20 protein-coding genes are annotated in these 21013 nt (G+C 63.1%); 6 read left to right on the forward strand and 14 right to left on the reverse strand.

Annotated features, from left to right (window positions below):
• Positions 1 to 16: 16 nt before the first annotated feature.
• On the forward strand, positions 17 to 2680 hold the full coding sequence (locus VZC39_RS06390) for a beta-N-acetylhexosaminidase (RefSeq protein WP_349921592.1): 2664 nt from the start codon (positions 17 to 19) through the stop codon (positions 2678 to 2680).
• Positions 2681 to 3017: 337 nt separating this feature from the next.
• Positions 3018 to 4679, forward strand: coding sequence for a glutamine--tRNA ligase (gene glnS / locus VZC39_RS06395; protein WP_349921593.1), 1662 nt, complete (start codon positions 3018 to 3020; stop codon positions 4677 to 4679).
• 99 nt (positions 4680 to 4778) lie between these two features.
• Here glnS and fur read toward each other — a convergent pair whose 3' ends face one another.
• Positions 4779 to 5207, reverse strand: coding sequence for a ferric iron uptake transcriptional regulator (gene fur, locus VZC39_RS06400; protein WP_349921594.1), 429 nt, complete (start codon positions 5205 to 5207; stop codon positions 4779 to 4781).
• 245 nt (positions 5208 to 5452) lie between these two features.
• Between fur and VZC39_RS06405 the strand changes: the two genes are divergently transcribed.
• On the forward strand, positions 5453 to 5938 hold the full coding sequence (locus VZC39_RS06405; protein ID WP_349921595.1) for a DUF4442 domain-containing protein: 486 nt from the start codon (positions 5453 to 5455) through the stop codon (positions 5936 to 5938).
• Positions 5939 to 5996: 58 nt separating this feature from the next.
• On the opposite strand, the gene fldA is transcribed toward VZC39_RS06405, so the two are convergent.
• Genes fldA through VZC39_RS06425 form a run of 4 tightly spaced genes read right to left on the reverse strand, consistent with a single transcriptional unit; the run spans position 5997 to position 7920 of the window.
• The gene (gene fldA / locus VZC39_RS06410) at positions 5997 to 6521 is read right to left on the reverse strand and encodes a flavodoxin FldA (RefSeq protein WP_349921596.1); all 525 of its coding nucleotides are present in this window, start codon (positions 6519 to 6521) and stop codon (positions 5997 to 5999) included.
• A gap of 40 nt (positions 6522 to 6561) precedes the next feature.
• Positions 6562 to 6858: a LexA regulated protein gene (ybfE, locus tag VZC39_RS06415; protein ID WP_005309699.1), complete on the reverse strand. Its 297-nt coding sequence runs from the start codon at positions 6856 to 6858 to the stop codon at positions 6562 to 6564.
• A 20-nt stretch (positions 6859 to 6878) separates the two neighbouring features.
• On the reverse strand, positions 6879 to 7100 hold the full coding sequence (locus tag VZC39_RS06420) for a DUF2788 domain-containing protein (RefSeq protein WP_100860450.1): 222 nt from the start codon (positions 7098 to 7100) through the stop codon (positions 6879 to 6881).
• Between the two features lie 55 nt (positions 7101 to 7155).
• Positions 7156 to 7920 carry an alpha/beta fold hydrolase gene (locus VZC39_RS06425; protein WP_434668386.1) on the reverse strand — a complete coding sequence of 255 codons (765 nt, stop codon included), beginning with the start codon at positions 7918 to 7920 and terminating at the stop codon, positions 7156 to 7158.
• A 289-nt stretch (positions 7921 to 8209) separates the two neighbouring features.
• Here VZC39_RS06425 and seqA point away from each other — a divergent pair, with 289 nt between their 5' ends.
• Together seqA and pgm are read left to right on the forward strand one after the other, a co-directional pair.
• Positions 8210 to 8722 (forward strand): replication initiation negative regulator SeqA, encoded by a 513-nt coding sequence (seqA, locus tag VZC39_RS06430; protein WP_349921597.1) that lies wholly within the window; start codon positions 8210 to 8212, stop codon positions 8720 to 8722.
• 57 nt (positions 8723 to 8779) lie between these two features.
• On the forward strand, positions 8780 to 10429 hold the full coding sequence (gene pgm / locus VZC39_RS06435) for a phosphoglucomutase (alpha-D-glucose-1,6-bisphosphate-dependent) (RefSeq protein WP_434666724.1): 1650 nt from the start codon (positions 8780 to 8782) through the stop codon (positions 10427 to 10429).
• Positions 10430 to 10499: 70 nt separating this feature from the next.
• Here the strand turns inward: pgm and VZC39_RS06440 are convergent, their stop codons facing one another.
• Positions 10500 to 11381 carry a DMT family transporter gene (locus VZC39_RS06440; protein ID WP_349921599.1) on the reverse strand — a complete coding sequence of 294 codons (882 nt, stop codon included), beginning with the start codon at positions 11379 to 11381 and terminating at the stop codon, positions 10500 to 10502.
• 94 nt (positions 11382 to 11475) lie between these two features.
• Between VZC39_RS06440 and VZC39_RS06445 the strand changes: the two genes are divergently transcribed.
• A complete protein-coding gene (locus VZC39_RS06445) occupies positions 11476 to 11958 on the forward strand; it encodes a MarR family winged helix-turn-helix transcriptional regulator (RefSeq protein ID WP_434668389.1) in 483 nt (160 codons plus the stop codon).
• Positions 11959 to 11998: 40 nt separating this feature from the next.
• Here VZC39_RS06445 and mltB read toward each other — a convergent pair whose 3' ends face one another.
• The 8 genes from mltB to VZC39_RS06485 all read right to left on the reverse strand — a co-directional run bounded on the left by mltB (position 11999) and on the right by VZC39_RS06485 (position 20843).
• On the reverse strand, positions 11999 to 13102 hold the full coding sequence (mltB, locus tag VZC39_RS06450) for a lytic murein transglycosylase B (protein ID WP_349921600.1): 1104 nt from the start codon (positions 13100 to 13102) through the stop codon (positions 11999 to 12001).
• 95 nt (positions 13103 to 13197) lie between these two features.
• Positions 13198 to 13803, reverse strand: coding sequence for a CDP-alcohol phosphatidyltransferase family protein (locus VZC39_RS06455; protein ID WP_434666729.1), 606 nt, complete (start codon positions 13801 to 13803; stop codon positions 13198 to 13200).
• A gap of 2 nt (positions 13804 to 13805) precedes the next feature.
• A complete protein-coding gene (locus tag VZC39_RS06460) occupies positions 13806 to 14471 on the reverse strand; it encodes an ATP-binding cassette domain-containing protein (RefSeq protein WP_434666732.1) in 666 nt (221 codons plus the stop codon).
• A 2-nt stretch (positions 14472 to 14473) separates the two neighbouring features.
• Complete coding sequence (locus tag VZC39_RS06465) at positions 14474 to 16099, reverse strand: ABC transporter permease (protein ID WP_434666735.1); 1626 nt, start codon at positions 16097 to 16099, stop codon at positions 14474 to 14476.
• A 43-nt stretch (positions 16100 to 16142) separates the two neighbouring features.
• Positions 16143 to 17330, reverse strand: a complete 1188-nt coding sequence (locus tag VZC39_RS06470; protein WP_434666738.1) for an ABC transporter substrate-binding protein — start codon at positions 17328 to 17330, stop codon at positions 16143 to 16145.
• Positions 17331 to 17351: 21 nt separating this feature from the next.
• A complete protein-coding gene (locus VZC39_RS06475) occupies positions 17352 to 19517 on the reverse strand; it encodes an FAD-dependent oxidoreductase (RefSeq protein WP_434666741.1) in 2166 nt (721 codons plus the stop codon).
• Positions 19514 to 20149, reverse strand: a complete 636-nt coding sequence (locus tag VZC39_RS06480; RefSeq protein ID WP_434666744.1) for a carboxymuconolactone decarboxylase family protein — start codon at positions 20147 to 20149, stop codon at positions 19514 to 19516. The genes VZC39_RS06475 and VZC39_RS06480 overlap by 4 nt, the downstream gene beginning before the upstream one ends.
• Positions 20150 to 20156: 7 nt before the next feature.
• Positions 20157 to 20843 carry a DUF1499 domain-containing protein gene (locus tag VZC39_RS06485; protein ID WP_434666747.1) on the reverse strand — a complete coding sequence of 229 codons (687 nt, stop codon included), beginning with the start codon at positions 20841 to 20843 and terminating at the stop codon, positions 20157 to 20159.
• Between the last annotated feature and the right edge of the window lie 170 nt (positions 20844 to 21013).

Here is a 21013-nt window from a genome sequence, read left to right on the forward strand (position 1 = left end):
AAAGAGAGCAGCAGTTATGAACTTGAAACATTCTCTGTTAGCCATTGCCATGTCTACCGTTTTTACCGCCCAGGTACAGGCAGCCGATACCGCCAAGCAAGCCGTGATCGATTCCATCGCCAATAACCTCGTCGTCAAGTACGAAGTGGTGACCAACGATGGTGCCGGCGCCGGTCTGGATTGCCAGGCGCTCGGCTCCGAGTGGGCGAGCTGCGGGGTGGCCAAGCTGCACCTGACCAACACGGGTGCCGACGTCACCTCCAAGGACTGGAGCATCTATGTCTCCTCCATCCGCCGCATTCAGCGTGTCGACAACGATCAGTTCACCATCACCCACCTGACCGGTGACCTCTATCGCCTCTCGCCGACCGACAAGTTCCAGGGCTTTGCCAAGGATGCGACGGTCGAAGTGCCCATGGTGGTGGAGTACTGGGTACTGTTCGAAACCGACATCATGCCGAGCTGGTACGTGACTGCCGAGGGCGCCGAGCCCAAGGTGATCGCCAGCATGAGCAACATCAACGACGCCACCACCTACGAAAAACCGATGCCGGCGGATGGCTGGAAGCGCACCAAGGATGACAACAACATCCTGATGAACAGCGAGACCCGTTTCGCCGCGAACCAGACCAGCACCCTGCTGCCCGCCAGCAAGATCGATGATCGCATCCTGCCGACCCCGCACAAGCAGGTGGTCAAGGCCGGCCCTCAGGTCGATCTGTCCACCATCAAGCTCAATGCGCTGGACTTGCCGTCCGACCGCGCCGACGTCATCAAGGCTCAACTGACCAAGCTGGGTGTTACCCTCTCCGACACCGGCTATCCAGTGACCGTCAAGCTCGGCAGCAAGAACAAGCAGGCCGAAGGGTATGACATGACCATTGGCCAGAAGGGCGCAGTGATCCAGGGGCACGATGTCCAGGGGGCCTTCTGGGGGGCGCAGTCCCTCATCTCCCTGCTCGGGGTGGATGACAAGAAGGTCAGCCAGATGGTGGTCGAGGATGCACCGCGCTTCGAATACCGTGGCATGCAGACCGACGTGGCTCGCCACTTCCGCGACCCGGCAACCCTGAAGAAGCTGATCGACCAGATGTCCGCCACCAAGCTCAACACCCTGCACTTGGGCTTGACCAACGATGAAGGCTGGCGCATCGAGATCCCGGGGCTGCCGGAGCTGACCGACGTCGGTGGCGAGCGTTGCCACGATCTCACCGAGACCCAGTGCATCCTGCCGCAGCTGGGCTCAGGCCCCGGCAGCGACAACCAGGGCACCGGCTTCTACAGCAAGGCCGATTACATCAACTTGGTACGCTATGCCAAGGCGCGCGGCGTGACCGTGATCCCCGAGATCAACATGCCGGCCCACGCCCGTGCCGCCGTGGTCTCCATGGAAGCCCGCTACAAGCGTCTGATGGCGGAGGGCAAGGAAGTCGAGGCGAACCAGTATCGCCTGACCGATCCGGCCGATACCTCCAACATCACCTCGGTCCAGTTCTACGACAAGATGTCCTTCATCAACCCCTGCCAGCCGGGTGCCGCCACCTTCGTGGCCAAGGTGATGGATGAAGTGGCCAAGATGCACCAGGACGCCGGTCAGCCGCTGACTGCCTGGCACTACGGTGGTGACGAGGCGAAGAACATCATGCTGGGCGGTGGCTATCAGGATCCCAACACCACCAAGAAAGAAGAGCTGGTGGCCTGGAAGGGCAACACCGACTGGAGCAAGCAGGACAAGCCGTTCGGCAAGTCCCCCCTGTGCCAGAAGATGATCGATGACGGCAAGATCAAGGACGTGGCCGAGCTGCCTGTCTACTTCGCCAAGGAAGTGAGCGAGATGGTCAAGGGCCACGGCTTCTCCACCCTGCAGGCGTGGGAAGATGGCCTTAAGTACGCCAAGGATGCCAGCGTCTTCGCCACCGAGAAGACCCGGGTCAACTTCTGGGAAACCCTCTACTGGGGTGGCTTCAACGAGGCGATGAAGTGGGCGCACAACGGCTATGACGTGGTGCTCTCCAACCCGGATTACCTCTACTTCGACTTCCCGAACGAGGTACACCCGGCCGAGCGTGGCTACTACTGGGCCACCCGCTTCAACGATACCCGCAAGGTGTTCGCCTTCGCGCCGGAAAACCTGCCGCAGAACGCCGAGACCTCGGTGGACCGCGATGGCAACGCCTTCGTCGCCAAGGGTGATCAGGAGCCGATCAAGTTCAAGGGGATCTCCGGTCAGCTGTGGAGCGAGACGGTGCGTACCGATGCCCAGTACGAGTACATGGTCTACCCGCGCATCTTCTCCGTGGCCGAGCGTGCCTGGCACAAGGGCGGCTTCGAGCTGGACTACGTGAAGGGCCGTGAGTTCTCCGGTGCCACCAAGTTCGTCAACAAGGCGACCCTGAACAAAGAGTGGAACCAGTTCGCGAACCTGCTGGGCCAGCGTCAGCTGCCGAAACTGGATCAGGCCGGGGTGGAATACCGCCTCTCCGTACCGGGTGCCAAGGTTGTCAACGGCGTGCTGGAAGCGAACGTGGATCTGCCGGGTCTGCCCATCCAGTACAGCCTGGATGGCAAGAGCTGGAGCGCCTATGACGCCGCGGCCAAGCCGAGCGTGACAGGCAAGGTCTACCTGCGTACCACCAGCTTCGATGGCAAGCGCACCAGCCGCGTCACCGAGCTGAACTGATAGCCTTTAATCCATAACGCAAGGTGGGTCGCAAGACCCGCCTTTCCCAAGGGCGGTGGCCATCGGGCTTGGGAAAGGTTGACTGTGCGTGTGAGCCTTTGTTGTGTGTGTATTGTCTGTTTTTCATCACTTGTGACCCCGCCTCGTGCGGGGCTTTTTTTCACCTGTGCCTGCCATGACTCACCTCTCCTTCGGTTTTAACGCGCCAATACCCAGGAATGGCCAAATTCAGGTTGAGACAGGGCGCGTTATGAGGGATCATATCCGGCTTGACGGCGGGGGGATGAGGGTGCCAGCCGGCACAACTTCCGCCAGTGACGCATTTTTGAGGTGAGCCATGAGCGAGGCGAGCAGCCCAACCAACTTTATTCGTCAGATCATTGATGAAGATCTGGCCAGCGGTAAGCACAAGAGCGTGCATACCCGTTTTCCGCCCGAGCCGAACGGTTATCTTCACATCGGCCACGCCAAGTCCATCTGCCTGAACTTCGGCATCGCCCGCGACTATCAGGGCCAGTGCAATCTGCGCTTCGATGACACCAACCCGGCGAAGGAAGACATCGAGTTCGTGGAGTCCATCAAGCAGGACGTGCAATGGCTCGGCTTCCAGTGGAATGGCGAGATCTGCTACTCCTCCGACTATTTCGACAAGCTGCACGGCTATGCCGTCGAGCTCATCGAGAAGGGGCTGGCCTATGTGGACGAGCTCACGGCCGAGCAGATGCGCGAATACCGTGGCACCCTGACCAGCCCGGGCAAGAACAGCCCGTTCCGCGACCGCAGTGTCGAAGAGAACCTGGCCCTGTTTGCCAAGATGAAGAACGGCGAGATGGCCGAGGGCAGCGCCTGCCTGCGCGCCAAGATCGACATGGCATCCCCTTTCATCGTGATGCGCGATCCCGTCATCTACCGTATCAAGTTTGCTCACCACCACCAGACCGGTGACAAGTGGTGCATCTACCCGATGTATGACTTCACTCACTGCATCTCGGACGCCCTGGAGGGGATCACCCACTCCCTGTGCACCCTGGAGTTCCAGGACAACCGCCGTCTGTATGACTGGGTGCTGGACAACATCAGCATCGACTGCCACCCCCGTCAGTACGAGTTCTCTCGTCTGAACCTCGAATACACCGTCATGTCCAAGCGCAAGCTGAACCTGCTGGTGACCGAGGGGCACGTGAGCGGTTGGGACGATCCGCGCATGCTGACCGTCTCCGGCCTGCGTCGCCGTGGCTACACTCCGGCCTCTATCCGCGAGTTCTGCAAGCGCATCGGCGTGACCAAGCAGGACAACATCGTCGAGATGGGCATGCTGGAAGCCTGCATCCGTGAGGATCTCAACGAGAACGCCCCGCGCGCCATGGCCGTGCTGCACCCGTTGAAAGTGGTGATCGAGAATCTGCCCGCCGATGAGGTGCTCATTGCACCGGCTCACCCGAGCAATGCTGAGATGGGCACGCGTGAACTGACCTTCAGCCGCGAGATCTTCATCGATGAAGCGGACTTCAAGGAAGAGGCCAACAAGCAGTTCAAGCGTCTGGTGCTGGGCAAGGAAGTTCGCCTGCGCAACGCCTACGTGGTCAAGGCTGAGCGGGTCGAGAAGGACGCGGATGGCAAGGTGACCTGCGTCTACTGCTCCTATGACCCCGAGACGCTCGGCAAGGATCCGGCCGATGGCCGCAAGGTGAAGGGGGTGATCCACTGGGTCAGCGCCACGCACTCTCTGCCGGCAGAGATCCGCCTCTACGATCGTCTGTTCAAGGTCCCGAACCCGGGTGCCGAGGATGACTTCGAAGCGGCCCTGAACCCGGACTCTCTGGTCGTCATCGAGGGGGCCCGTGTCGAGGCTTCCCTGAAAGAGGCCAAGCCGGAGTTTGCCTACCAGTTCGAGCGTGAAGGTTACTTCTGCGCCGACAACAAGCTCTCCAGCCCGGAGCACCTGGTGTTCAACCGCACCGTGGCGCTGCGGGACGTCTGGGGCAAGGCCGAAGGCTGATCGTCAAAGGGCAGGGGAGACCTTGCCCTTTTTGACTGGATGATGGATGCAAAAAAGCCAGCGCTAAGCTGGCTTTTTTTATGGGTGGTGGCGAGAGGATCACTCCTCGTGCTTGCACTCACCGGAGGCGCAGTGGCCGTACAGATAGAGGCTGTGGTTGGTCAGCCGGATGTTGTGGGCCTTGGCGATGTCCCGTTGACGCTGCTCGATGACCTCGTCGGAGAACTCGATCACCTTGCCGCAATCGAGGCAGACCAGGTGGTCGTGGTGCTCCTGGGTTGCCAGCTCGAACACCGACTTGCCCCCTTCGAAGTGGTGGCGGGTGACGATGCCGGCATCATCAAACTGGTTGAGGACGCGATAGACGGTGGCGAGACCGATCTCTTCACCCTGATCGATCAGTCGCTTGTACAGATCTTCCGCACTGGTGTGCTGGCAGTCCGGCTGTTGCAGGATTTCCAGGATTTTGACGCGGGGCAAGGTGATCTTGAGCCCGGCCTTTTTCAATGCTTGGTTGTTGTCAGGCATGTTCTATTTATTCGCATTCTCGAAGGTGTGGTTATTCTGATTGACTGCCGCTGGAATGGCAACCACGAACTCGCTTGGCCTGTCATTATAGGTCGTAGCGAGGGGAAAAATAAACCCAGTGAATCAAGGGCTTTAGCCATCCTTTTCCCATCATGGATAAATCTTGCCCGGTGAGGGCCGGGCTTGCTCATGAAGGAAATGTTGATAAGATGTAACTTTCTTCATTATCTGGTCGGATGAGATCCATGGATTGGCTTTTTGGCAACGCAGCCTGGGTGCGTCGCGCCCTCAACGCCTGGCCCCCCTTCTGGGGCGCGGGGATCAAGATAGAGATCCTCAGCGATGACTTTCGTTTCTGTCGTGTCACCCTCAAATCCCGTTGGTGGAACAAGAACGCGAACCGGACCCAGTTTGGTGGCAGCATGTTTGCCATGACGGACCCCATCTACCCGCTGATGCTGATGGGGCATTTCAAGAACCGTTACTACGTCTGGGATAAGGCGGGCAGCATCAACTATATCAAGCCGGGCAAGGGGATGCTGGTGGCCGAGTTCAACCTGACCGATGCCAAACTGGCTTCCATCGTGGCGGCGACCGAGGGGGGCGACAAACACTTCCCCGAGTTCGAGGTACAGGTTCAGGACAGGAGGGGCGAGCTGGTGGCCCAGGTTCAACGCGTCCTCTATGTCAGATCCAAGCCGGAGTACAGGACGGTCAGCCAGGACTCGTGAGGAATGGCACACAAGCAACAAGGGCCCCGATGGGGCCCTTGTTGTGGGAGGAGATGGATCAGGCCAGTTCGCCCAGATTCAGCTCGTCGTGCAACTGCTTGCACCAGCCCTTGACGCGCTCGGCGGTCAGCTCGGGCTGGCGATCCTCGTCGATGCCGAGGCCGACGAAGTGCTTGTCGTCCACCAGGGCCTTGGAGGCTTCAAATTCGTAGCTCGCGGTCGGCCAGTTGCCGATGACGATGGCGCCCTTGGCTTCGACGATGTCACGCAGGGTGCCCATGGCGTCGAGGAAGTACTCGGCGTAGTCTTCCTGATCGCCGCAGCCGAAGATGGCTACGAGCTTGTTGGTGAAGTCGATCTCTTCCAGCTCGGGGAAGAAGTCATCCCAGTCGGCCTGGGCCTCGCCGTAGTACCAAGTCGGGATACCGAACATCAGCAGATCGAAGCTGTCGATGTCGGCCTTGCTGCTCTTGGCAATGTCACGGACTTCAATCAGTTGTTTGCCCAGTTCTTTCTGGATCATCTTGGCGACAGCTTCGGTATTACCGGTATCGCTGCCGAAAAACAGACCTACACTAGCCATAGTGTTTAGTTACCCGTATTTGGTGTTGATGCTTAACGGTTCAGATTGCGATGCCTGCTGCAAAAGCAGACTCAATCTGTTGCTTCAGGATAGATTGGATCAGCTCGGCTCGGCTGACGTTCTGTTGCAGCGCAAGTTGGTTCAGGCGCTCCAGCAATTCGGCCTCCACCTTTAACTCAACCCGTTTCAGACCGTTCTCCCGATCGCGCTTGAGCTGGTTGCGCTTGTTGATCTTGAGCTGGGTCTCACGGGGGAGTGGATTGGTCTTCGGCCTGCCGGGGCGCTTCTCATTGGCGAACAGATCCAGTGTTGTTCGATCAGTTTGCTGTTTGGCCATACATCACAGATGAAAAGTAGTTAGCCGATCCCTGAGCCTTCCCAGCCCATTTCGATCAGCCCCTTGGCGACAAAACCCGCGCAACCCAGAAATAGAACCAGCCAGACGATGAGACGCCCGAAACGGGGCACGTTGCCGCGTTTGAGCACGTCTTGAATGGCCAGACCAATCAGCAGGAAGATGGCCACGAAGAACAGCTTCAGGCCCAGACTCTCGATGAGATCGATATGTTCACTCAGCATGGATTGCGCACACTCCTTATGACGGGCGCACTATATCACAAAGGATTTGAAACTGTTAACCGCCTGTGGACAGGAAATCCACAACCAATTTATTGAACAAAACCGGTTTTTCGGCGTGCAGCCAATGACCGGTGCCGGCGATGACCCGGGCCTTGGCGGCCGGGAATTGGGCAGTCACCGTGTCCGTGTATTCGGGCAGCACATAGTCAGACTCCCCCCCCTTGATAAACAGGGTCGGCCCCTCGAAGCGGGTCTCACTGTCCGGCCAGCCCATGATGTTGGCGTAGTTGTGCTCGAGCGCTGGCACGTTGAAACGCCATCCCCAGCCAGCATCCTTCTTGGCAAAGGATTTGAGCAGGAACTGGCGCACCCCGGAGATCTCGATGTGTCGGGCCAGCACGGCCTCGGCCTCGCTGCGGCTCTGGGGTGGACTGGTCAGGGTGGCGTTCAGACCGGCAAACACGTTTTTGTGGCGAGCATGGGGATAGGCGACCGGGGCTATATCGGCCACCACCAGCCGATTGACGCGCGTCGGCGCCTGCTTGGCGACCTGCATGGCGACCTTGCCGCCCATGGAGTGGCCCACGATGGCCACCTGCGCCAGATCCAGATGGTCCAGCAGGGCGAGCACGTCGGCGGCCTGCTGGGGGTAGGTCATCTCGTCTGAATGGAAGGAGGCGCCGTGGTTGCGGAGATCGACACTGATGACGCGAAACTGTTCACTCAAGGGGCGCGCCAGCAGGCCCAGGTTGTCCAGACTGCCGAACAGGCCGTGGATCAGTACGACCGGAGCGCCCTGGCCCTGATCCTTGAAATTCAAACATGGATTCTGTTGCAAAATGACATCCTCTCGGTCGATGGCGCTATCGCCAGATTTTTAATGCGTTGAAAGAAAAGGATTTCATTCTTTCGTGGGAATTTTTTTGTGGTTTTTTTTCAAAAAAATTGCCCCGGGATCGGTTATCAGTGCGGGGGATCACACATCTGGTTGCGCATTATGCCGTATTCTCCATGAGATTCATGCACATCTGCCAGCCCCTTGCTTGGGCTGCCGGGTTTGCCTATGTATAATCGCCGCATCCGAACTTCGACGAGCCCAGCGCATCCCTATGAAAACCATCGAGCTTGATGACGATCTCTACTTCTTTATCGCGAGCCAGACCCGACACATCGGCGAGAGTGCGTCCGATATTCTGCGTCGCCTGCTGGAGCAACCCGGTGAACGAGCGCCGGCTCCCAAGGCCGTGGCACCGGCCCAGCCTCTGCCCCAACTGGTGGCAGATGCACAAGGATTGCAGGCCCTGCTCGATGCCGGAGCCCTGCAACAGGAAGAGAAGTCCATCAACCGCTTCATGCTGGTGCTGAGTACCCTCTATCGGGACAACCCGGAAGGCTTTACCCAGGCCACCGAGATCAAGGGGCGCAAGCGCGTCTATTTCTCCCGGGATCCGGAAGCGCTGCGGGCCAGTGGCAGCACCACCAAGCCCAAGCAGGTGCCGGATACCCCGTTCTGGGTCATCACCAATACCAACACCAGCCGCAAACAGAACATGGTGGCCCAGCTGATGAACAGCATGGGGTATGACGAGAGCCTGACGGCTCGGGTGTGCGCAGCGGTTTAACGGTTCACTGATTCCAGGCCTTGCCCGGCAAGGCCGCCATCTTGCAAGGAAAACGCCATGGCACAGCATCCTCACGCCGGCAAACCGGCTCGTCTCAGCGATCTGAGCAACATTCCCCGTCTGGTCAGCGCCTACTACCTGAACAAGCCGGACATGAGCCGCCCCGAGCAGCGGGTAGCCTTCGGCACCTCCGGCCATCGCGGCAGCGCCCTGCACGGCGCCTTCACCGAATCCCACATTCTGGCGGTGACCCAGGCACTGGTAGAGTATCGCCAGCAGGCCGGCATCACTGGCCCCTTGTTCGTTGGCATGGATACCCACGCCCTGTCCGAGTCCGCATTTGCCAGCGCGGTGGAAGTGCTGGCGGCCAATGGCGTTGAAACCCGCATCCAGGCCGGCCTTGGCTTCACGCCGACCCCGGTCATCTCCCACGCCATCCTGCGTCACAATGCCAGCAAGCCGGCGGCGCTGGCGGACGGCGTGGTGATCACCCCGTCTCACAACCCGCCGGAAGACGGTGGCTTCAAGTACAACCCGCCCCACGGCGGCCCCGCCGAGGGGGAGATCACCAAGTGGGTGGAAGACAGGGCCAACGCGATTTTGGAAGCGGGCCTGGCCGATGTGAAGCGGATGCCCTTTGCCGAGGCGCTCAAGAGCGCTCTGGTGGTTGAGCACGACTACGTCACTCCCTATGTGGACGACTTGGAAAACGTGCTGGATCTGGCCGCCATCAAACGGGCTGGCATCAAGATTGGGGTGGATCCTCTCGGTGGCTCCGGCGTCGCCTACTGGGACGTCATCGCCAAGCGTTACGACCTCGACATCGAGGTGGTCAACTACCGTGTCGATCCGACCTTCTCCTTCATGACCCTGGACAAGGACGGCAAGATCCGGATGGACTGCTCCAGTCCCTTCGCCATGGCGAGCCTCATTGCGCTGAAAGACAAATTCGACATCGCTCTTGGCAACGATCCTGACTACGACCGTCACGGCATCGTCACCAAGGCCGGTCTGATGAACCCGAACCACTACCTGGCGGTGGCCATCCAGTACCTGTTTACCCACAGAACCGGCTGGGCCAAGGAAGCCGCCGTCGGCAAGACCCTGGTCTCTTCTTCGATGATCGACCGGGTCGCCGGCGAGATTGGCCGCACCCTGAAAGAGGTGCCGGTCGGCTTCAAGTGGTTTGTTGACGGCCTCTATAGCGGTGAGTTCGGCTTCGGCGGCGAGGAGAGTGCGGGCGCCTCCTTCTTGCGCAAGGACGGCACCGTCTGGACCACCGACAAGGACGGTTTCATCCTGGCCCTGCTGGCCGCCGAGATCCTGGCCGTCACCGGCAAGGATCCCCAGGCCCACTACGATGCCCTGGAGGCCAAGTTCGGCCGCTCCAGCTATCGCCGCATCGACGCCCCGGCCAATGGCGCGCAAAAAGCCGTGCTCTCCAAGCTGGATCCGGCGCTGGTGGAAGCCTCCACCCTGGCAGGCGACCCCATCCTCGCCAAGCTGACCCGTGCCCCCGGCAACGACGCCGCCATCGGTGGCTTGAAGGTGGTGACCGAGCATGGCTGGTTCGCGGCGCGCCCCTCCGGCACCGAGTCCATCTACAAGATCTACATGGAGAGCTTCAAGGGCGAATCCCACCTGGACCTTATTCAACAGGAGGCCCAGCAGATCGTCTCCGCCGCCCTGGCCAAGGCCGGCGTCTAGATCGTCTGAGTCATCTCATGTGAAAGAGGAGCCCTGGTGGCTCCTCTTTTTTATGCGGCGTTGGCACGGATTAACCGTTATCCACCTTGCCGGTGACGGCCTTGCGGGTCTGCCAGCGCTTGAAGAAGGGGCGGGACGGCAGCTTCATCAGGAACAGGGAGAGCAGGATCACCCCGATGCCGAGCCACTGACGACCGTCCAGGCTCTCTCCCACCATCAGCACCCCGAGGGACACCGCCACCATGGGGTTGGTGAGGGCCAGCATGCCCATCACCTCGGGACCATGGCGTTTGAGACCCCACAGCCAGGCCCAGTAGGCGAGCGCCGTGTTGAGCAGGATGAGCCAGCCAAAGGCGGGGGCACTCGCCAGGTGCGGTATCGGCATGGGCCCCGCCAGCCACCAGGCGAGCGGGATTAGCATCAGGCCGCCGAGCAACAGCTGCCAGGCGGTGAGGGCCAGCAGATCGCTCACCGGCCAGCGCTGCATCCAGCGGCTGGATTGACCGATGAGCACGGTGGCGAGCAGGGCGCAGGCGACCCCGACGGGATCCAGATTGGCGGAGGGGTTGAGCAGCAGCAGGACACCGGCGAGCCCCATCAACCCCAGCAGCAGCCACTTGAGGGTCGGCCGCTTGCCATCCTGCAACCAGGCGAGCGCCATCAGGATGAGCGGTAGGGTGGCACCCAGGGTGCCCGCCACGGCGCCCGGCAGGCGGAAGGCCGCCACGAACAGCAGGGCGAAGAAGGCGGTGATGTTGCAAAACGCCAGCAGGAACTGGCGGCTCCAGGTGAGCGGCGGCCAGCGCGGATGCAGCAGCAACAGCAGCACGCCGGCGGGTAGCGCTCGCCACACCGCCACCCAGTAAGGGGAGTAGTCGGTCAGGTAGAGGCTGACGAGGGCATAGGTGCTGCCCCATAGCAGGGGGGCGAGCAGGGCGATCAGCAGCGGCATGGTTATCTCATAAGAAAGTATCTTTAAGTGAAGATACATTAGCCACGAGTTGGTTTACTATCAAGTATCTTTACGAAAAGATATTGGAGTCATGATGGAGACAGATCACGTGGATCTGCTGCTGGCGCAGTGGGCCAGGGAGAGACCGGATCTCGACTGCAGTCCCATGGGGGTGTTTGGACGGGTTGCGCGCATGGCGGCCATCGCCGGGCGCGAGATCAATGAGGAGCTGAAAGAGTGCGGTTTGCTGGGATCGGACTTCGACATCCTGGCGACCTTGCGCCGCGCCGGGGAGCCGCTCACTCCCACGGCCCTCTACCAGTCCGCCATGCTCACCTCGGGGGCCATGACCGCGCGTCTGGACAAGCTGGCGGAGCGGGGGCTCATCGAGCGTCAGGCCGCCCCGAGTGACAGGCGCAGCCTGCTGGTCTGCCTGACCGAGGCGGGACGGGCGCAGATCGATCTGGCGGTGGAGCGGCACGTGGCGAACGAGCGGCGCCTGCTGGCGCCACTGACCGGGGCCGAACAGGCCCAGCTGGCGGCCCTGCTCAAACGCTGGTTGCTGGAGAACGAATAGCAAAACGGGCCAGATGGCCCGTTGTTACATTCTGGCAGTATTAATAACTGCCTTTGGCATCTTTCACCGCGAGACCCAGCTGCCACACCGCCATGGCGTAGTGAGTGCTGTGGTTGTAGCGGGTGATGGCGTAGAAGTTCGGCAGGCCGTACCAGTATTGATAGCCGGTCCCCACGTCCAGACGCAGCAGGCTCGCCTCCTTGTGATTGCCGAGAGAGGCGATGGGAGCGAGTCCGGCACCGCGCAGGGTGGCGACCGGGTAGCGGGTCTGGAAGCCATGCTCGTAGCCGGGCAGCTGGCCTTGGCCGCGCACCGCCACCGGTTGTCCCTTCTCCCAGCCGTGAGCCTTGAAGTAGTTGGCCACGCTGCCGATGGCATCCACCGGATCCCAGAGGTTGGTGTGACCGTTGCCGTTGAAGTCCACCGCATAGCTGCGGAAGCTCGACGGCATGAATTGACCGTAACCCATGGCGCCGGCGTAGGAGCCCTGCGGCTGGGTGGGATCCATGCCCTCATCCCGGGTCATCACCAGGAAGGCTTCCAGCTCGCCGGTGAAGAACTCGGCCCGGCGTGGGTAGTCGAACGCCAGGGTCGCCAGCGCATCCAGGATGCGGGTCTTGCCCATCACCCGACCCCAGCGGGTCTCCACCCCGATGATGCCGACGATGATCTCAGGCGGCACCCCGTAGATCTGCTGCGCCCGATTGAGTTCGCTCTCGTATTCGCGCCAGAAGTTGACGCCGTTCTGGACGTTGTCCGGGGTGATGAACTTGGCGCGGTAGCGATTCCAGGCCCCGGTCGGCCCGGTGGGCGGCGTGCTGGTGGGCGCCTGGGCGTCCATCAGCCGGATGATCCAGTCATAGCGCTGGGCCTGGGCCAGCACCTGGTGCAGCTCGGCATCGTTGAAGCCGTGTTTTTGCACCATGCGCCGCACGAAGTTGTCCACGTTGGGGCGATTGGCGAAATCCCCCTTGCTGACCCCCTGACCGGTTCCCTGCCCGTAGAAGGGCTTGCTCGGCGGCGTCTGGTTGATGAAGGCGCTGTTGGGCTGTGGCTTGACCACGGGCTTGGGGGCCGGGGTGCTGCTGCAGCTCTGGAGCAGCGGCAGGGCAGAGAGGGTGAGAAGGCAGACAAGGCGACGCATAGGGATCTCGAAGGGCCTGAAACTGAGTGTCGTCATGGTAGAGCATTGGCGCCCGTGCGCAAGTGCAGCGTCGCTTTGTCCTCTCTCAAATGAATCTAATCCCGCAGGGTGTGATAGCCGCTCCAGAGCCGGGTCATCGTGGTCATGAAGCAGAGCAGGGCAAAGCCGTAGGCCAGTGCCGGGAAGGCGGCGGGCCAGAGGCACATCAGCACGAACAGGGCTATGGTCTCGCTCCCCTCGGTGAGCCCGCCGAGGTAGTAGAGGGACTTGTGTTGATAGACGGGATTCTCGATGCCCCGCTTGCCCGCCATGATGGCAAAGGCCAGGAAGCTCGATCCCGTGCCCATGAAGGCAAACAGCAGGGTGGCGGCGGGCAGGGCGTTGGCGGGAGCTACGAGGGCAAAACCCAGCACCACGGCGGCGTAGAAAATGAAGTCGAGCGTGATGTCGAGAAAGCCGCCGCAGTCGGTGATGCCGTTTTGGCGCGCCACGGCGCCGTCCAGCCCGTCCAGCAGCCGATTGGTGAGGATGGCGAGCAGGGCCCAGCCGTGCAGCCCCAGCGCCAGCAGCGGCAGGGCCAGCATGCCGATGGCAAAACCGGTGAGGCTTATCTGGTTGGCGCTGACCCCGACCCGGCACAGGGGAGTGGCCATGAGCGCCAGAGGGCGACGTATCAGGGGAATGATGCGGCTGTCGAACACGGTCAGATCTCCTCGCGTGTGTGGGAAGTGGAAGGCATAAGGTCAAGAATGGTGTCCGGCGCATCTTCCGCGTCGTGGGTGACCAGGATGGCCGGGATCCGGCGCGCGGCGATGCGTTCGAACACCAGGGTGCGAAAAGCCGATCGCAGGGGCTTGTCGAGGCGGGAGAAGGGCTCGTCCAGCAGCAGGGCCGCGGGCTCGGCGAGCAGGGTGCGCAGCAGGCTGACCCTGGCCTTCTGGCCGCCGGAGAGCTGACTCGGCAGCTTGTCGGCCTCGGCGGCCAGCCCCACTTCGTGCAAGGCGGCCAGCGCGGCCTCCCGCCTGGTGGCCATTCCTTTCATGTGGGCGGGCAGGCCGAACATCAGATTCTCGGTGGCATTGAGGTGCGCAAACAGCAGATCCTCCTGAAACAGCATGCCGATCTGGCGCTGTTGGGGGGGGAGTGCCGTGAGTCGCCGCTCATTGAGATAGATATCTCCCGCCAATCTGAATGGGCCGCGGCCCAGCGTGCCGGGCAGCACCCCCGCCAGCGCCGCCAGCAGGGAGCTCTTGCCGCAGCCGCTCGGCCCCATCAGGGTCAGCATCTCGCCGGGCGCCACCGTCAAGGGCGGCAGCTGGAGCAGGGGCGTGTGGTGCAGGCAGAGGGTGAGGGAGGTGGTGCGCAGCATGGTCAGGGCCTCAGGGCGGGGTTGATGCGGGGGGGCAGCCAGAGTACCAGTCCATAGAGGCAGAGCGGCAGCAATAGCTGCAACAGGCCATAGAGTCCCGCCAGCCGCCGGTTGAGGCCGCTGCCGATGGCCACCGCCTCGGTGGTGATGGTGACGATGCGCCCTGCGCCAAACAGCAGGGTGGGCAGATACTGGGCCAGGCTCACCGCCGCCCCGACCCCGAAGGCAAACAGCAAGGGGCGGGCCAGCAGCGGCGCCTTCACCTGCCACCAGGTACGCCAGGGGCTGGCGCCGAGCAGCAGGGCCGCCTGGGTGAGGCGGTCGTCAAACTGGCGATAGGGGCCGTGCAGACAGAGATAGACATAGGGCGCCACGAACAGCAGCTGGCACCAGAGCACCCAGCCCCAGCCGATCCCCCCGCCCAGCAGGCTTATCTGCAGCCGCAGGCCGAACAGCAGGCTGGCCTGTGGCAGCAGCAGGGGCAGGCAGATGAGCCACAGTGGCCAGGGGCGTCTGCCTTGCTGCGCCTCCAGGCTCAGGATCACCAGCAGCAGGGCGATGGCGGCGCAGGCGAGGGAGAGCAGCAGGCTCTGGCCGAGCAGGGGCCCGAGGGCTGGCAGCAGATCCTGCCAATATTGGGCACTCCACTGCGCAGGCCAGAGCGCCGGAAAGGGCCAGCGCCGGGTCAGGGACCAGAGCAGCAAGCTCGCCAGTACCAGCAGGTTGACAGCGAGCAGGCCCCACACCAGCACGCCGGTCCCGTGGCGGTGAAAGGGGGCACTTGCGCGCCGCACGCCATCGAGCTGCAACGCCTTGCCTCCCTGCCGATGACCCCACTCCAGCAGCCGCAAGGCGGCGAGCAGCAGCAGGTTGGCGGCGAGCAGCAGCAGGGCGCCGCTGGCGCTCACGCCGCGCCAGTGCAGATCCGGGTCCTGATACCAGAGCCAGAGCCGCACCGCCAGAGGGGGCGGGGCATCCGGTCCCAGCAGCTGGGCGAGATCCACCACCGCCAGGCCGTAGGCCGCCACCGCATAGAGGGGCAGGCGCAGGGCGGGCCAGAGGGCGGGCAGCAGCAACCGCCACCAGATCTGGGGAGGGCTGAACCCCATGGTCTGGCCGAGCCACTGCTGACGGGCCATCCTGGCGGGATCTTGCGCCGACAGCGCCATCAGCAGCAGAAACGGCGTCTCCTTGAGGATGAGGGCGGCGATGAGGCCGAGCCCGAGAGGGTCGCGCACGCTCTGCCAATCCGGCGGCAGCTCGAAGCCGGTGAGTGCGGGAGAGAGCAGGCGCAGCAGCCAGCCGGAGGGGGCGAGCAGGAAGGCAAAACCGATGGCAAAAGCCACGTGGGGCATGGCCAGCAGGGGGGAGAGCAGGCGCTGCAAGATCCCAAACCAGCGGCTCCCGTCCCCATGGGCGAGCACCAGGGCGGTGAGCAGCAGGCCCCCCAGGGTGGAGGCGCCCGCGATCCAGAGACTGAGCATGAGAGAGTGCCAGAGTCCGGGTTGGCTCAGCAGCAGGCCGAGGTTGTCGGCCGCCATGCCATCAACCAGCAGCAGGATCAGGCCGCCAAGGAGCGGGGCCCCGAACAGCAGGACACAGAGCAGGATGAACAGGGTGCGCCCCATGCTCAGCGGATTGCCATCTTAAGGGTGATCGCCATGACTCAGCTCACTGGCCATAACGCTCGGCCCAGGCCGCTTCCAGTCGCAGTTGCCAGCTGGGGTGGGGTTCGGCCTGCGCCTTGAAGCGCAAGGCCGGGGCCGTGCCCTGGGGCAGGGCATCCCTTCGCAAGACGCTGGGATCTCCCCAGAACGCGGGATCGGCCTTGCGGGCCTGGGCGGCGGGGCTCAGCAGGAAGTTGGCCACCACCTTGGCCCCGGCTCGGGCGTTGGCGTTGAACGGGATGGCGAGGAAGTGGCTGTTGGTGAGGGCTCCCTTCTCCATGGCCAGGGCCCTGACGCCGGCGGGCAGGGTGCCGTTTTGCACCGAACTCTGGGCCTCCTGGGGATTGAAGCTGATGGCCATGGCGAGCTCACCATCGTCCAGCAACTGCTTGGTCTCGGCGGCGCCGGTGGGGAACAGCTTGCCCTTGCGCCAGAGCGCGGGGTGCAGCGCGTCGAGCCAGGCCCAGAGTGGGGCCGTCTGGCGCTGGAATTCGGCATCGGTCGCCTCCCGATACAGTGGCGCGGGATCGGGTGTCAGCTCCAGCAACATCTGTTTGAGGAAACTCGAGCCATGAAACTGGGGTGGCTTGGGATAGGTGAAGCGGCCGGGGTGAGCCTTTGCCCAGGCGAGCAGGGCTGCCGCCGAGGTGGGCGGCGTCTTGACCTCGTCTTCATTGACCATGAGGTTGAGCTGACCTATGCCCCAGGGGGCTTCCAGCCCCTCCACCGGCACGGTGAAGTCCTCGCTCACCGGCAACTGCCCATCCACCAGCGCCATGTTCGGCAGCTCCTGGGTGAACGGCGCACCCAGCAGCCCCTGCTCCTTGAGGGCCTTGAAGTTCTCGCCGTTGACCCAGAGCAGGTCGATGGGGCCACCGCTCTGCTTGCCCGCCTGCCGGTCGGCGAGTAACTGGCTCACGCTCTGGGCGATGTCGTCCACCTTCACCTGCACCAGCTTGACGCCGTACTGGCGCTGCACCTCGCCGCTTGCCCACTGCAAATAGGCGTTGATCTCGGGGCTGCCACCCCAGGCGTTGAAATAGACGCTCTGCCCCTTCGCCTCCTCGAGGGTCTGTTGCCATTGGGGATCGCTCGCGGGGGCCGCCTGCAGGGGGCCCGCCATCAGCAGGGGCAGGGCGGCCAGTTGCAGGGGGCGCAGCAAGGTGCGAAGCAAGGCGGAAATCTTGGGCATGATGATGACCTCTGGGTAGATTCAGGCGCCGCGGCGCCAACCGTGATAGCGGTTGAGCCAGGGCAGCAGGTGGTGCGGCTGGTGGGCCCGTTGCCACTCCCCGGCCAGGTATTTGTTCCCCTCCACCAGAGTGGGATAGGGATGAATGGTGGCCAGTATCTTGCGAAGGCCGAGCCCCTGCTTCATGGCCAGCACGAACTCCGCAAGGCGCTCCCCCGCCCCCTCGCCGACGATGGTGGCGCCGAGGATCCTGTCCTTGCCGGGTGCCGTCAGCACCTCCACGAACCCTGAACGCTCCCCGTCGGCGATGGATCGGTCGAGCTCTGCCATCTCGAAGCGGGTCAGCTCGAAGGGGATGGCGCGGGCGCGGGCCTCCCCCTGATTGAGGCCCACCCTGGCGATTTCCGGGCTGGTGAAGGTGACGGTCGGGATCACGCGATAGTCAGCCTTGAAGCGCTTGAAGGGGCTGAACAGCGCGTTGACGGCGGCGTACCAGCCTTGGTGGGCCGCCACATGGGTGAACTGATAGGGGCCGGCCACGTCCCCCACCGCCAGCAGGCTGGGGTAATTGGTCGTCAGATACTCATCCACCGCGACGGTGCCGCCGGGCGAGAGGGTCACGCCCAGCGTCTCCAGCCCGAAGCCGCTGATGTTGGCGACCCGGCCGAGGGCCAGCAGCAGCTGATCCCCGTCCAGCATCAGGCTCTCGTCATCACGGCGCAGGTGCAATCGAATGGGTTGCGACTCGGTTTGCGAGCCCTCGGCAGATGGCAGGTAGTCGACCCGCTCGGCGCGCCAGCCGGTCAGCACCCGTACGCCGTCGGCTTCCATCCTGGTTTGCAACAGGGCCGCAACGTTGGGTTCTTCCCTTGGCAACAACTGGGGAGCCAGCTCCACCAGGGTGACGGGGACCCCGAGCTGGGCCAGGCTCTGGGCCAGCTCGCAGCCGATGGGGCCGCCCCCCAGCACCAGCAGGTGGCGCGGCGCTTCGCGCAGTTGCCAGAGGTTGTCCGAGGTGAGGTAGGGAACCTCTGCCAGCCCCGGCAGCTCCGGAATGCGGGGCCGGGCGCCGGTGGCGATGACGATGTGACGGGCAGAGAGGCGCTGACCGTCCACCTCCAGCTCCCAGGGGGAGACGAGGCGGGCGGTGCCTTCAATGCACTCCACCCCCAGTCCCTGATAGCGCGCCACCGAATCATGGGGCTCGACGTTCTTGATCACCTCGGCCACCCGGGCCATCACGGCGGCAAAGTCGGCCCGTGACTGAGCCGGCGTGAAGCCGAGTTCGGCCGCCCGGCGCTGCTCGGCGGCGAAGCGAGCGCTTCGGATCAGCGCCTTGGAGGGGACGCAGCCGGTATAGAGGCAATCTCCCCCCATCCGGTGGCGTTCGATGAGCCCGACCCTGGCCTTGACGGCGGCGGCGATGTAACTGGTGACCAGGCCACCGGCACCGGCGCCGATGACCAGCAGGTTGTAGTCAAAGCGCGCGGGCTTCTGATAAGGGGCGTGCAGTCGGCGCAATGCGAGGCGCGCCATCAGCAGCTTCATCAGCCAGGGCATGAGCCCCAGCAGGGTCAGCGCCAGGATGAGGCCGGGGGAGAGGATGTTGCCGGTGCTGGTGAGGGTCGCGAGCTCGGAGCCCGCCAGCACGTAGACGAAGGTGCCGGGCAGCATGCCAAGCTGGCTCACCCAGAAGTAGGTGCTGACTCTGATGGGGGTGAGCCCCATCAGCAGGTTGACCAGAAAGAAGGGGAAGAGGGGGATGAGACGCAGGGTCAGCAGATAGCTGGCGCCATCTTTTGCCATCCCCTGCTCGAACTGGGCCAGCCTGTCGCCAAAGCGCGCCTTGACCCAGTCGCGCAGCAGGAAGCGGGCGCTGAGAAAGGCGAGGGTTGCACCGAGGGTGCTGGCAAACGACACCAGCAGCAGCCCCCAACCGATGCCGAAGACGGCGCTGCCGGCGAGCGTCAGCAGGCTGGCCCCCGGCAGGGAGAGGGCAGTGCTGAGCACATAGACGGCGAGGAACAGCAGGGCCGCCTGGCCGAAATGGGCCTCTACCCAGGTGGCGGCCGCGGCCTGGCGGGCCTGCAACTCGGGCAGGCTCAGGTAGCGGCCGAGATCCAAGGCGAAGAAGGTACCGACCAATCCGAGGATAAGCAGCAGCAACAGCAGGCGAGAACGGCTCATGGCAGCGGTTTGTCCTGCTGGGGAGGGGAAGTGTCACTCTTTATCGGGGCGGCGGCGACGCGGGTTGTGGGCGCGGTGCCACGCTCGGGTTGCACCGGCAACTGGCAGAAGCCCTGGGGGGCGATGTCGAGGGCGGCATTGAACTTGGCGGACATGTTCTGGAAGGCGATGAGGCCGGTCAGCTCCACCATGGCATCGTCGTCGAACCAGGGCCTGAGCCGGGCGACCTGCTCGTCACTGACGCCATCCAGCCCCGTCATGGCCTCGGCGTAGTCGAGCACGGCCCGCTCCTGCTCATCGAACAGGGGGCTGGTGCGCCACTGGGCCAGGGCCTCGACTTTCTCGCTGGATCCTGCCCGCTTGATGAGGGTCATGGCGTTGATGTCGACGCAAAAACGGCACCAGTTGAGCTGGGAGACCCGCACCGTGACCAGGGAGCGCAGCACGGGCGTGATGGGAGAGCGCTTGCGGTTGATGACCCCATACAGGGTCGCCACGGCGGCGAACAGGCGCGGGGAGCGGCCCCAGCACTTGCCGGGGATCAGCACCTGGCCGTAGTTGCGTTTTTGCAACCAGAAGAAGGGGCGGATAAACCAGGCATAGTCATGGTCGGGTTTCACCTCGATGCGCATCTTGACCTCAATCTTTCATCTTGGGTTTATAGGCCTGGCCGAGACGCTCGTTCAGACGCTCCTTGAAGTCCAGGATCCGGGCGCGGTTGGCCCCGAGATCGCTGCGGCCCTGGCGGGAGGCGGAGCGCATGTCGACGCGGGTCTCCTGGGGGCCTTTGAAGATCCTCAGCGCCACGTCGTCCTCAAAGCCGAACCAGGGGCTGGTGACCACGGCGTCGAGCCCGCTCTGTGTCTCCCTGACGCGCCAGCCGAGCTCGGCCATCAACTCCTCGGCCTCGGCCAGCACCTCGGCCGGGGAGGCCTGGGTATAGAGAGGACCGGGGTTGCCGGTAAATGCTTGCAAGGGGGCGGCATTTATTGGCAGATCCTGCGCCGTTCTGAGCTCTTCGGCCCAGGTGAGGCGGGGAGGGTTGTAGGGATCCGTGCTGACGTCGTTGGTCAGCGGCGCTCGCAAAGCCTGCACCAGAAACAGCAGGGGCAGCAGCAGGGGCACTATGCCCCAGATATCCGGCCAGAGATTGGTGGTGCGGCGACGGCGCCAGGGCAGGCGCAGCAACAGGCAGAGGCTGAGGAGGGCCCCTCCCAGACAGAGGATGAAGCCAGCCCACCAGGGCCAGAGATGAATGCGACTGCCAAGGGCCCCCCCGAGGGGCAGCAACCAGGCCAGCAGGGGCCACCACAAAAAGCTGGGCATATCAGGGATCCGCGGATTTTGATGGGCAATGCTCAGAAGGATAAACTTAATTAACTGATAACGTTAGTAAATTCATCCACATTACATGGCCTTGGCCTCGATGGAGAGCCAGGTGCCAGCAAGGGTGGAGAGAGGGCGGGACTTCGGCAGAGGCAGCAGGGATATGATGG

Origin of the sequence: Aeromonas sp. NJAU223 (assembly GCF_051125555.1) — a bacterium.
Lineage (GTDB): Bacteria > Pseudomonadota > Gammaproteobacteria > Enterobacterales > Aeromonadaceae > Aeromonas > Aeromonas veronii_G.

Excerpts from the sequence above, each read along its gene's own strand:
- VZC39_RS06390 (WP_349921592.1), top strand. The coding sequence starts at position 17 with ATGAACTTGAAACATTCTCTGTTAGCCATTGCCATGTCTACCGTTTTT.
- glnS (WP_349921593.1), top strand. The coding sequence starts at position 3,018 with ATGAGCGAGGCGAGCAGCCCAACCAACTTTATTCGTCAGATCATTGAT.
- fur (WP_349921594.1), bottom strand. The coding sequence starts at position 5,207 with ATGCCTGACAACAACCAAGCATTGAAAAAGGCCGGGCTCAAGATCACC.
- VZC39_RS06405 (WP_349921595.1), top strand. The coding sequence starts at position 5,453 with ATGGATTGGCTTTTTGGCAACGCAGCCTGGGTGCGTCGCGCCCTCAAC.
- fldA (WP_349921596.1), bottom strand. The coding sequence starts at position 6,521 with ATGGCTAGTGTAGGTCTGTTTTTCGGCAGCGATACCGGTAATACCGAA.
- ybfE (WP_005309699.1), bottom strand. The coding sequence starts at position 6,858 with ATGGCCAAACAGCAAACTGATCGAACAACACTGGATCTGTTCGCCAAT.
- VZC39_RS06420 (WP_100860450.1), bottom strand. The coding sequence starts at position 7,100 with ATGCTGAGTGAACATATCGATCTCATCGAGAGTCTGGGCCTGAAGCTG.
- seqA (WP_349921597.1), top strand. The coding sequence starts at position 8,210 with ATGAAAACCATCGAGCTTGATGACGATCTCTACTTCTTTATCGCGAGC.
- pgm (WP_434666724.1), top strand. The coding sequence starts at position 8,780 with ATGGCACAGCATCCTCACGCCGGCAAACCGGCTCGTCTCAGCGATCTG.
- VZC39_RS06440 (WP_349921599.1), bottom strand. The coding sequence starts at position 11,381 with ATGCCGCTGCTGATCGCCCTGCTCGCCCCCCTGCTATGGGGCAGCACC.
- VZC39_RS06445 (WP_434668389.1), top strand. The coding sequence starts at position 11,476 with ATGGAGACAGATCACGTGGATCTGCTGCTGGCGCAGTGGGCCAGGGAG.
- mltB (WP_349921600.1), bottom strand. The coding sequence starts at position 13,102 with ATGCGTCGCCTTGTCTGCCTTCTCACCCTCTCTGCCCTGCCGCTGCTC.
- VZC39_RS06460 (WP_434666732.1), bottom strand. The coding sequence starts at position 14,471 with ATGCTGCGCACCACCTCCCTCACCCTCTGCCTGCACCACACGCCCCTG.
- VZC39_RS06465 (WP_434666735.1), bottom strand. The coding sequence starts at position 16,099 with ATGGGGCGCACCCTGTTCATCCTGCTCTGTGTCCTGCTGTTCGGGGCC.
- VZC39_RS06470 (WP_434666738.1), bottom strand. The coding sequence starts at position 17,330 with ATGCCCAAGATTTCCGCCTTGCTTCGCACCTTGCTGCGCCCCCTGCAA.
- VZC39_RS06475 (WP_434666741.1), bottom strand. The coding sequence starts at position 19,517 with ATGAGCCGTTCTCGCCTGCTGTTGCTGCTGCTTATCCTCGGATTGGTC.
- VZC39_RS06480 (WP_434666744.1), bottom strand. The coding sequence starts at position 20,149 with ATGCGCATCGAGGTGAAACCCGACCATGACTATGCCTGGTTTATCCGC.
- VZC39_RS06485 (WP_434666747.1), bottom strand. The coding sequence starts at position 20,843 with ATGCCCAGCTTTTTGTGGTGGCCCCTGCTGGCCTGGTTGCTGCCCCTC.